Genomic DNA, 11,007 nt, shown 5'->3' with positions numbered 1-11,007 from the left:
ATTATACATTAATACCTATAAAAAAATGAACAAAAGAATTCAAATATTATCCCTGTTATTGGTAGGAATTTCGTCGGTGGCGTTTTCCCAGATCAAAGAAGAAAAGCTGATCCTCAATAAAAAAAGGGAGCCGGAGGTAAGGAAGATCGAAAAAAAGAAAACTTCGGTAGAAACGATCAAGAATTATCCGCCGGAAGAGAAATCACAGAATCCGGTACAATATACCATTACCGATGTACCTGCCGTTTCGGATTTCAAGACCTCTACCATCCAGGGGCAGGACGTGACGCCTAAGTTTGATGGCTCCGCGCAGAACAACTACCTCCAGTTCGGAATGGGAAATTACGGGAAAATCCTGGGCGACGCCAACATTTCGAAAACACTGGAAAACAAAATTGAAGTCGGCATTGATGCCCATTTCCTTTCGACCCAGGGTCTGAAAAAAGAATACGACTGGGATTCCAAACAGAGCTCGACAACTTTGGGAGCTTACCTGAATTCCTACGGCGATAAAGGCAAATTCAATCTGAACGCGGAATACGGGCTGAACAGCTACAACTACTACGGGATTTATGCTTTAAATCCGGGCGATGTGGATCTGGACCAGCGGGTAAACCAGTTCAAGGTAAACGGATACTACGATTTCTACTCGAATGAAATTTTAAACGACGTACGGGTAAAATCTTCCTTCCTGAAAGACCATTTCGACGCACAGGAGAACCAGGCTTCCATACTGGCTAATTTCTCGAAGCATGGGGTAGAAATAGGGAAATCGGGCATCGACCTGAATGCTGACCTGGGCATAGGACTGGAAACCGTAAAAAGTGAGTTTACGATCCGCGATAAGAACAACTCAAATTTTTTCAATACCAATCTGAATCCGAAAGTGACTTTCCGTAAGGGGGATTCGTATTTACGTTTAGGTTCCCAGTTTTCGTTCCTGAACAGCAAGAACAACAATGACCTGATGGCAGAGCAGATGAAGAACAACAAAGCTTACTGGTTCCCGGAAGCGGAGTTCCAGTTTGCAGCGGCTGAGGAGTTCAAATTTTACGGTGGGGTAGACGGAGGCCTGAAGATCAATACCTACGCCGATTTGCTGCAGCAGAACCCGTTTCTGCTATCCGACCAGTATCTTAGACCAACGGAAACAAAATATCACTTTTATGTAGGGTTAAGAGGGGATATCGATGAAACATTCAAGTATGATGTTGCGGCAGGCTATGGAAAGATGAGAGACATTATGTTCTTTAAAGGCAACAGCCTTTTCGACAACAATTATACCCTCAACCGCTCGGCTTACGACTATGCCAATACTTTTTCGGCAATCTACGATGACGGAAATGTAAGCGATATCAAGGGAAGCTTACAATATTTCCCTTTAGCCAATTTAATCCTGGACGGAGAGGTGAAATTTACCAAGTTCGACCTTAAAAATTACGAAAATATCTACAATGTTCCGTTGCTGACAGCTACAATCGGTGCAAAATACACGATGTTGGATAAAAAATTATTACTCGGTTTCAAGGGGCTTTTTGCCAGCGACAGAACGACGAATTCCTTTATGATTGAGGGAGTTGGCAGTCCGATGATGTACCGGTCTACCGAGGATACCAACGACAAAGTTGGGGGGTATGCCGATATAAATTTGTCTGCAGAGTATAAAGTTCACAAAAATTTTAGTATTTTTGCACTCGGAAATAATCTTCTAAGCTCCAAATACCAGACGTACAAAGGATACAAGGTTCTCGGTGCCCAGGTTTTGGGAGGGGTGAAGATTACGTTCTAAAATATAATTGATCGATGATGATTAATGAGTGATGACATCATTTATAATTTATCAATTATCATTTATAAAATGGCTCCGTAGTTCAACTGGATAGAATATTGGATTTCGGCTCCAACGGTTGGGGGTTCGAATCCCTCCGGGGTCACAGAAAAGCTTCTTTTTTAAGGAGCTTTTTTTTTTTTATACCCTTTTGCTTTTAAAAGTATTCTTGATATGTTTTCAAAAGAGCCGCTTTCAGTCGGTAATTCGTATGGATATATAAACCTGACGGGTTTTGAAAACCCGTCAGGTTGTTGCACAATTTTTATTTCGCGTCATCTGAAAAACGGAGATCAGATAATATTGCTTAGCATCGCTCATATTTTTAGATTGAATAAAAATCAAACCTTAATCACGGGATTTTAGCTTCCCCGATACGTAGAATAGCCGTAAGCCGAAAGGGTGATGGGAACATGATAATGATTCTGGTCTTTTATTTCAAAAACGACCTCGATGAATGGGTAAAAGCTTTCTATTTTGTCTCTTTTGAAATAATCGTTCGTATAATAGATTAATCTGAAAATTCCCGTATTGGCATTTCCTTTTTCTGCAGGTAAGAAATCCGGGATCCTGCCGTTTGAATCCGTCTTCTTTTCATCCACAAAGGTCCAGAGCTTCGATGGTTCATTGTATTTTTCCAGTCTGATGCTGACACCCGCCGCGGGCATACCTTTGGATACATCAAGAATATGGGTCGACAGCTGAAAAGTTTTATTCTGTGCAGAAACACTTACTGAAAAAAGTGTGAAGAGGAGTGTGACAAAAATTGATTTCATTGATATTTCAGGTTTTAAATTATTCTGATAGGATGGTTTATTCTTTCATTAAATAAAGTAGGAATTAAAAATTTTTCGGCCTTCGCAGAATGATAATCATCTTTATGGAAATACACCACACGGAAAAAATATATTCAAAAAATATACCTTCGACATTCACTAAAATAAACCCTCGTTATTTTCTTTATCACATTTTCGGGCTTCAGAAAAATTGATTAATTTAACGGTAGAATAAGGATTAAAAAAAATTAAGCTATGGCAAAACGTTTCCAGATTTTAAATATCTTGGTACTGATGGCAACCATCTGCGTCAACTACCTTTCAAATACCGGATTGATCAACAATGAAACGATGGCGAGCATTTCTGCAAAATACCAGAACCTGTTTACCCCGGCCGGATATGCTTTTTCCATCTGGGGCTTGATTTATCTCGGCCTGTTGGGATTTGTCATTTATTACGGTCCGTTTATCAGACAAACGGAAGCCAAAGAAAAAACGGTGTTACATACCGGATGGTGGTTTGCGGTTTCATGTGTGGCCAACAGCCTCTGGATTTTTACGTGGCTGCATGAATATACTCTGATCACGATTCCGATTATGATTCTGCTGTTGGTTTCCCTGTTGAAAATTATAGGGAACAACCGCGATATGATCGGATCCCGGGATTTCAAAACAACCGTTTTCCTGAGACTGCCTTTCTACATTTATTCGGGATGGGTATCGGTGGCATTAATTGCGGATGTTGCAGCTTATCTGAAAAAGATACAGTGGTCGGGATTCGGCATTCCGGAGACCGGCTGGACGGTCCTGATGTTTATCATAGCGGCTGCCATTCATCTGTATATGATCTGGAAAAAGAACATGAGCGCCTTTGGTCTTGTAGCGGTCTGGGCGTTGATCGCCATCGCGGTGGCCAACCGATATTCCAATCAGACGGTGTATGTTTCAGCTATTGTGACGGCTCTGTTTATTTTGGTCAATATTGTTTTTAAACGGTCAAAGAAAAAAGCTTTGCTTTAAACGGCTGAGGTCTCAGAAGAATGATATCTTCATTTAATTAATTTAAAATTTAAATTGCATTTACTCATGTTAACCCATTTTACCAATCAACATATAGCCGGTCTGGAGAAAAGGACAAGAACAGCGCTTGTAAATTCACTGAGCGGCTTTAAAAGCCTTAACCTGATCGGAACCGTCAATACATCCGGGCAAACCAACCTGGCCATTTTTAATTCGGTGATGCATATCGGTGCCGATCCTGCTTTGATGGGCTTTATTTCCCGTCCGGATTCCGTTGACCGCCATACGCTTGAAAACATAAAAGAAACCGGCTTTTACACCATCAATCATGTTCACACGGAGATCTTTGAGAAAGCACATCAGACATCAGCACGATATGGAAGGGAGGAATCGGAATTCGATGCTGCCGGGCTGAAAGTCGATTATAAAGATGGTTTTCCGGCGCCTTTTGTGCAGGAATCGCGTATCCGGATAGGTTTGAGTTTAAAGGAAATTGTTCCGGTCCGAGTCAACAACACCCTGCTGATAGTCGGCGAGATCACGGATCTCTATTTCCCCGGTGAAATCTGGGATGCCGGTCAGGGCATTTTTGATTTTGAAAAAGCCGGTACGGTTGCAGGTTCCTCGCTCGAAGGGTATCATACTACGCAGCTGATTAAAAGGCTGAAATATGCGAAACCTTGGAGTGGATAAATTAAATCTGGATTAATCATTTATAAACCGGAATAAGGATCTTGTAATTCACGATATTACATTTGAATCAGCCTGATTTTAAAGAATAATCCTTTACAGACAAGGCTTCTGAAAGAATTTTCAAATGCACATTGGTGACAAAAGAAGAAGAAAATGTATCTTTGGATATCAGGACTTTTTAAAAATCGGCATAATTGAACGGAGGTCGGTTTACTGAGAGATAATACATTATTTAATCCGGATGGCAAGCGAACACTACATTTTCAGCATATACGGAATGCCCTGCGACAGGAGCCGGTATTTTATATTGCGTACGGTCCGGTCCGATTTTAATAATGCCTCTCAGACGCAGGAAGACAAATGCCGGGAAACCGAATCAGCTTCGAGACTGAGGCTTCTGGAAATGATCGGAAGGCAAAACAACACAGGAGAATTGGAACTGGTCGGTGAGTTTCACGGCTATCCCGAAGGCGATATTTTTTATTCGGAGTCCGGGGCATCCGATATTTCGGTTTATTATATGGCAACCGGTTTCGGGAAACCCTGGATTATTTTCGGTACTGCCGCCTCGGAGGAAGATTTTTTAACAGGAGTAGAAAATGATGAAGATCTCCGCACACTGGCTCCTGCAGGAGAACCTGTAAAAATCAGTGCCCGTTTTGTAACTGAAAACGAACTTAATTTTAATTAATATAAATTTTATGAAAAAACTAGTAACCTTCGCTGCGGTTTTGGCCGGCGTTTCTTTCGCAACAGCCCAGACCATTGAATCGGGAAGCCGCAATACGGCAGGCTATATCAAATCAGACGGTACCATCGAAAACAGCAGCCATTCTACGGTTGGTTATATCAAAAGCGACGGCACCATTGAAGATAAAAGCCACAGCACCATCGGCCGTATCAAAAGCGACGGAACCATTGAGAACAGAAGCGGTTCTACCGTAGGCTACGTTAAGAGCGACGGAACCGTAGAAAACAGCAGCCACAGTACTTTAGGCTATGTCAAAGACAACGGAACCGTGGAAAACAGCAGCCACAGTACATTAGGCTATGCCAGCGGCATCAGGAAATCATGGGCTGCCGTGGCATTTTTCTTTTTTAAACTTTAATTCGCAAAAATTTCATATTGATACATGCCTACAAGAGATCATGGATCGATCATGAGGGATCTGACGAATAAATCAATCAATAAGGCTGTCCGTGCGGACGGCCTTTATCTTTTCTAAAATTCCGGGAATTTTAATCTGATGTAAAAGGTCTTATTTAACATGAATTCGACTGTATTTAGCTTATATTCAGATATTTGATTGATTCAAACGGAATTAAGGATCATTCAGTCGGGATTTTAAATAGAATGAATTTTGGCAGGATGATAAAAGATGCGGTTAATCATCAGGAAACTTAATCCTATTTTAACGGGAGAAACCTCCGGCATCCGGCATCCCTCTTCCAGCCTTTTTATCCGGATTCTACTTCGGGATCACTTTATTTAACAACTTGGAATATGTTTTGTTTATCCCGAGATAGAACTTTTACTGATGAATGATAAATCTTTACCTCTTCAATCCCGGCGCCGTAAATGGCTGATTTACACAATTGCCGTTATTATTGTGCTGGCAGTGGCTTTTCCCTTCGCCCTCGAATTTTACCTGCAGCGTAAACTGCCGGATCTGGTGAATGATAAAACGCCGTATACCGTTAAAATCTCAGGTTTTAAACTCAGTCTCATGTCCGGGGATATTACGGTCAACCAGTTGAAAATTTCAACGAAAGATCCGAAAAACAAGAAGATTACCCAGATTCAGGGGAATGCAGGGCAGGTGAAAATCACTGACTTGGGGATTATGAAGGCTTTGTTTAAAAAATCGTATCACGCCGATCAGCTTTTGGTTTCGGACGGAAACATTAAAATAAAGACAGCCGTTCCTGATAAGAAAGAGAAAAAGGAAAAGAAAAAACTGGATATCAGCTTAAATGACCTTGCCATTAAAAATGTAACGGCAGACGTGGAAGATGCCGGCGGTAAACCGGTTTTCAAAGGGGAAAATATCAGGATCAGCCTGAAAAACATTACCCAGAGCAGCAACGGTGCGAAGATACCGATTGCATTTAAAAATCCTGAAATCGATGGATCGAATATTAAAATCGGGGTTAATGAATTTTATGAAATCCATTCGGAAAAGGTAAGGGCATCGAAAAATTCACTTAAATTGACGGCTTTCAGGCTGAAGCCCATTCAGGATCCCCGGAACTATAATTCTAAAAATATTTTTGATTTCTCCGCCAGGGAATTCACCGCTGATGATTTTAATATCAGTCAGGACTCGCTGATTGTTTCCAAAGTATTCTTTTCGGAACCCGACCTTAAAGTAACTTCTACCGGAAAGCAAACCGTGGAAAAAAATAAAAACCCAAAGGAGATCGAAATGAAAATCGGGATGAAAAATATTTTCTTCCGGAACGGCAAAATCACCGTCCTTCAGCAGGACCGGGAAAAAACAGCTTCGGTCGAGCATTTTAATTTTAAGCTTAATGATATTGTTTTTGATAAAAATACCGTGAAGGAAAAAATCCCTTTCCGTTTTACCAACCATGATATCGAAGCTGAAAATATCTATTTTAAATCCGATCCCGCACAGGCCATCAGGGTAGAAAAGATTACCTCCAGAAATTCCGATATCATCATCGACGGTTTCAGGATGCTGGCTTTACAGAAGAATGTTTCAAAGGACGTATTCACCGCATCAGCCCGTCAGATCAGGTTGCTGAAGAATAAAAGCCGCTACATCGGCCAGAAGCTGAACATCGATTTTTCCGGAATTGTTATCGACCGTCCGGACATTGGCGTCAGTTCCCCTGCAAAAAAATCGCCGGCCCGAAAGAAAAAAGTAACACCTCCCGACTTTGCTGCAAAAATCGGTTTTATTCACTTAACGGACGGAAAGCTTTCCCAAACCGTTCAGAATAAGAATAAAATGTCGGTAGGATCATTTGATGTTAAACTGGAGGGGATCTACAGCGATCAGAAAGTTCTGGAGCACAGCATTCCGTTTACCGTTCGGAAAAGGGATATCAAAGCGAAAAAGATTTATCTCGATGCCGGAAAATATTATACCTTTTCAGTAGCCGGACTAACGAATTCTGGAAAAAAGACGGAAATGTCGGATCTGCGTTTTACCCCGAAATATTCCCGTAAAGCGTTCAGCCGAGTAATTGCCAAAGAAACCGATCTTTACAACATCACTGTTGGAAAAGTTCGGATAGAAGACCATCAGTCATCCTTTGAAAGAAATACCGTGATCGACCTCGGCAGAATCGATATCGACCGTCTGAACTGCAACATTTACCATGATCTGGCACCGCCTGACGATAATGCCATCCGTTATTTCTTCAGCAAAAAACTCAGGGATGTAAAGGTGCCGCTCTTCATCAAAAATATCAACCTCAGAAACTCCGAGCTGACGTATGAAGAAAATGCGGAGAACAGCAATATCCCCGGGAAAATCACCTTTAATAAATTCAATGCACAGATCGCCAATGTAAACAACGCGAAAATCAAAGGCCGTCCGACCGTGATCAATACCGATGCCCAGTTTGATTTCTTCGGAACGGCGGATACGAAAGTGAACTGGAGATTCGATGTCCAAGACCGTTCGGACCGTTTTACCATCAAAGGCGATATCCGGAATCTCTCTGCTGAAAACGTAAACCTCTTTGTGCGACCGTATCTGAATGTAACACTGGACGGGCAGATTGATTATTTAAAATTCGACTATTACGGAACCTCTGCAGGCATCAACGGGAAATTCTATTTCAAATACAATGATATGTACGTCAACCTTCTCAATAAAAAAGGAAAAGAGCGTAAACTCCTGACGAAAATTGCCAACTGGTTTGTAAAGGACGATTCCAAAGGAGAGCCGGAGCATGTGGTGATCGAGAAAAAAAGGGATCCCGAAAGAAGCTTCTTCAATATGCTTTGGCAGGGAATTATGGAAGGTCTCAAGAAATACATTATTTAAAACAGATTAATCGGCATTCTTTTTGCCAGCCTACTAAACATTGATGAGGATAAGGACGATGAAAGGTGCTTATCCTCATTTTAATTAATACACCGCTTTTTATGAACAAATATTATCCGTTATTCTTGCTGCTGTTTTCAACTTTTCTTTTTTCCCAGTCGAAAATCATGATCAGAGACGCCGAAACTCATTTGCCTGTTACCAATGCTACCGTGAGCTGTGACCACACGGTGCTGGGTAAAAGCAACAGTTCCGGGATGCTCTATTTTACATCAGACTGTAAAAAAGTAACGGTAACCGCACCGGAATATAAAGAAGCAAGCTATCTTACCGATCAGGTGATCGAAGTGTTTCTGGTGAGAAGGGAGCCCAAAACAAAATCTATAGAAGGCGTGGTTTTATCTGATAAAAGTGACCCGAGAGCACTGGAAATTTTACAGAAAGTAAACGACAATTACAGTCAGAATTCACCGCAGAGCCTGGAGTCCTATGCTTACAAATCGTATGAAAAAATAGCCATGGATCTGGACCAGGACAGCATCGAAAGCTATAATCAGTACATCAGAAAAAGAATCGATTCGCTGGAGAAACTTCCGCAGAGGGCGATGAAGCCAAAAGATAAAAAAGACTCGCTACAGTCTGTGCAACTGGCTCAGTTGGCCGGCCAAAGCAAAATGTTTCTCTGGGAAAGGGCTTCTGAGGTAATGTATTCAAAGACCTATGGAGAGAAAATCAATATACTAGACAACCGGGTATCCGGGCTTAAGCAGCCTTTGTATGAGCTGATGGCCTTCCGGTCAAACCGCAACAAGATCCCTAAAGAAGTACAGGAAGAAAACAGAAACCTGTACCGGTTTTTCCTTACCGATTCCCTTGAGATCGAAGGCCGTGAAAATTATGTCATCCGGTTCAGACAGGTCAGTAACCGGGAAGCAAGGGACCGTAAAAAGTTTAACGGATACTTATACATTGACAAAGCTTCCTATGCCCTGAAAAAGATTGAGAGCGAAAGCAATGAAGCCAATGAAGGCACCATCACCAGCATCTGGGTTCCTGTAAATGAAAAATGGTTCCTGCTGAAAGAAGACTACAAACTGAAAGTAAACAGCAATGTCCTGGATATGAACATCAGCCTGAGAGGTGAAAAACCCGAAAGGAAAAAAGATAAGGGCAAGAAGTTCGGAACTTATGCCTATGCTACCGCTGATTATTTTGATATTAAAACACCCATTGAAGAAAATATCAGAGATTTCAAAGGCTATACCATTGAGGTTAAAAATTCCGACGGCCGTCTGTTGGATGAATACCGTACCGAAAAACTGAATGAAAGGGAGGTTAATACCTATGTAAAAATCGACAGCCTCAGCAGCGTCTACAAACTGGACCAGAAAGCGAAAGGCCTGGCCGGATTATTAAAAGGAAGGCTCCGTCTGGGTATGGTGGATTTCGATCTGGCGAAAGTATTCGGATACAACAAATACGAACACGTCCGTCTTGGTTTGGGCGTTAAGCTTAATGAAAGGTTTAATAAATATATTTCGCCGGATGCCTATTTTGCTTACGGGATTTACGATAAAAAATTCAAGTTCGGGGGCGGGATCGATTTCAAAACGACCCTTGAGAAAAATTCATTTTTCAGGATTGAATACTTTAATGATGTAAATGCCGCAGGCCGGTTCTCGGAAAACCTCTGGAATTTCAGGATGCAGATCATGAATTCGGGAGTAGCCATCAACAACAATATCTTCTATGGTTATGAAGGTTTTAAAGTAAGTTATGAAAACGATATCACCAACGGCCTGACCCTGAACATAGCGGCCAAAAGATCGCAGGAAGAAGCCCTGTTCGATTACAGCTACAAAGATCTGGGAAAACGTTTCGACATCACTTCTGCAACACTTACCCTAAAATATTCCCCGAATTCCAAAAATATCATGACACCCGAAGGCAAATACACCTATGAACAGAATTATCCGGAATTCTACTTCAATTATGAACAGGGGCTGAAAGCATGGGACGGTGATTTCAACTTCAGCAGGCTTGATGTATTGATCAGCCATAACCTTAAAACCAAATTAGGGGTTACCGGAATCCGTGCCTACGGAGGACTGATGTTTGGTGACGCGCCGATCTGGGAGAACTTTACCATGAATGGGCTGGCCAGCGGAAGGGGGAACTTCAACTTCAACCTCACGTCTTATCTGGGATTTGCCACGATGGAAGGCGGTAAATATTACAATGATAAATTTGCCGGCATCTACCTGACCCACAGGCTGCCGTGGTATTTCAAAAGCTTTGGTAAGAATGTTTCAAGCTTTGATGTCATTTATCGTGGAATTACAGGCAGTATGAAAAACCCTCAGGACCACCGGTTCCAATTTGAAACCCTGAACCACCTGTACAATGAAGTCGGATTGGAATGGAACAATTTCCTTTCTTCCCAGTTTAACCTCGGCTTCTTCTACCGGGTAGGCCATTACAACACCGGAAATTTTAAGGATAATTTTGCTATCCAGTTTAAATTGAGGTTATTAGGGTTTTAAGGATAAAAAAATAAATACAACGGAAGCAGTGGTTTTGAATCACTGCTTTTTATTTGATTTCCACTCAATAGTTGATGGCCAAACAGAATTGAATCACCTGATATCAACGTGAACCCGAAGAAGAA

Annotated in this window: 8 protein-coding genes and 1 tRNA gene; 8 read left to right on the top strand and 1 reads right to left on the bottom strand. The window is 41.7% G+C overall.

The window, feature by feature from the left end; genetic code table 11:
* Positions 1 to 25: 25 nt before the first annotated feature.
* Entirely contained in the window at positions 26 to 1,789 is a 1,764-nt protein-coding gene (locus tag CHA01nite_RS16985) for a TonB-dependent receptor (protein ID WP_146943553.1), read from the top strand.
* Between the two features lie 71 nt (positions 1,790 to 1,860).
* Positions 1,861 to 1,934, top strand: a tRNA-Arg gene (locus tag CHA01nite_RS16980).
* 256 nt (positions 1,935 to 2,190) lie between these two features.
* Here the strand turns inward: CHA01nite_RS16980 and uraH are convergent.
* Positions 2,191 to 2,604, bottom strand: a complete 414-nt coding sequence (gene uraH / locus CHA01nite_RS16975; protein WP_146943551.1) for a hydroxyisourate hydrolase — start codon at positions 2,602 to 2,604, stop codon at positions 2,191 to 2,193.
* A 255-nt stretch (positions 2,605 to 2,859) separates the two neighbouring features.
* Between uraH and CHA01nite_RS16970 the strand changes: the two genes are divergently transcribed.
* From CHA01nite_RS16970 to CHA01nite_RS16945, 6 genes are all read left to right on the top strand, one after another.
* Positions 2,860 to 3,624: a TspO-related membrane protein gene (locus CHA01nite_RS16970; protein WP_146943549.1), complete on the top strand. Its 765-nt coding sequence runs from the start codon at positions 2,860 to 2,862 to the stop codon at positions 3,622 to 3,624.
* Positions 3,625 to 3,690: 66 nt separating this feature from the next.
* The gene (locus CHA01nite_RS16965; RefSeq protein ID WP_146943547.1) at positions 3,691 to 4,317 is read left to right on the top strand and encodes a flavin reductase family protein; all 627 of its coding nucleotides are present in this window, start codon (positions 3,691 to 3,693) and stop codon (positions 4,315 to 4,317) included.
* Between the two features lie 241 nt (positions 4,318 to 4,558).
* Positions 4,559 to 5,008, top strand: a complete 450-nt coding sequence (locus CHA01nite_RS16960) for a hypothetical protein (protein ID WP_146943545.1) — start codon at positions 4,559 to 4,561, stop codon at positions 5,006 to 5,008.
* Between the two features lie 10 nt (positions 5,009 to 5,018).
* Entirely contained in the window at positions 5,019 to 5,426 is a 408-nt protein-coding gene (locus tag CHA01nite_RS16955; RefSeq protein WP_146943544.1) for a 5-fold beta-flower protein, read from the top strand.
* A gap of 429 nt (positions 5,427 to 5,855) precedes the next feature.
* Positions 5,856 to 8,339, top strand: coding sequence for an AsmA family protein (locus CHA01nite_RS16950; RefSeq protein WP_146943542.1), 2,484 nt, complete (start codon positions 5,856 to 5,858; stop codon positions 8,337 to 8,339).
* 101 nt (positions 8,340 to 8,440) lie between these two features.
* The gene (locus tag CHA01nite_RS16945) at positions 8,441 to 10,882 is read left to right on the top strand and encodes a DUF5686 family protein (protein ID WP_146943540.1); all 2,442 of its coding nucleotides are present in this window, start codon (positions 8,441 to 8,443) and stop codon (positions 10,880 to 10,882) included.
* Positions 10,883 to 11,007 lie beyond the last annotated feature (125 nt).

The organism is Chryseobacterium hagamense, assembly GCF_007991455.1.
Classification (GTDB): domain Bacteria; phylum Bacteroidota; class Bacteroidia; order Flavobacteriales; family Weeksellaceae; genus Chryseobacterium; species Chryseobacterium hagamense.
This window is presented reverse-complemented; position numbering and strand designations above follow the sequence as displayed.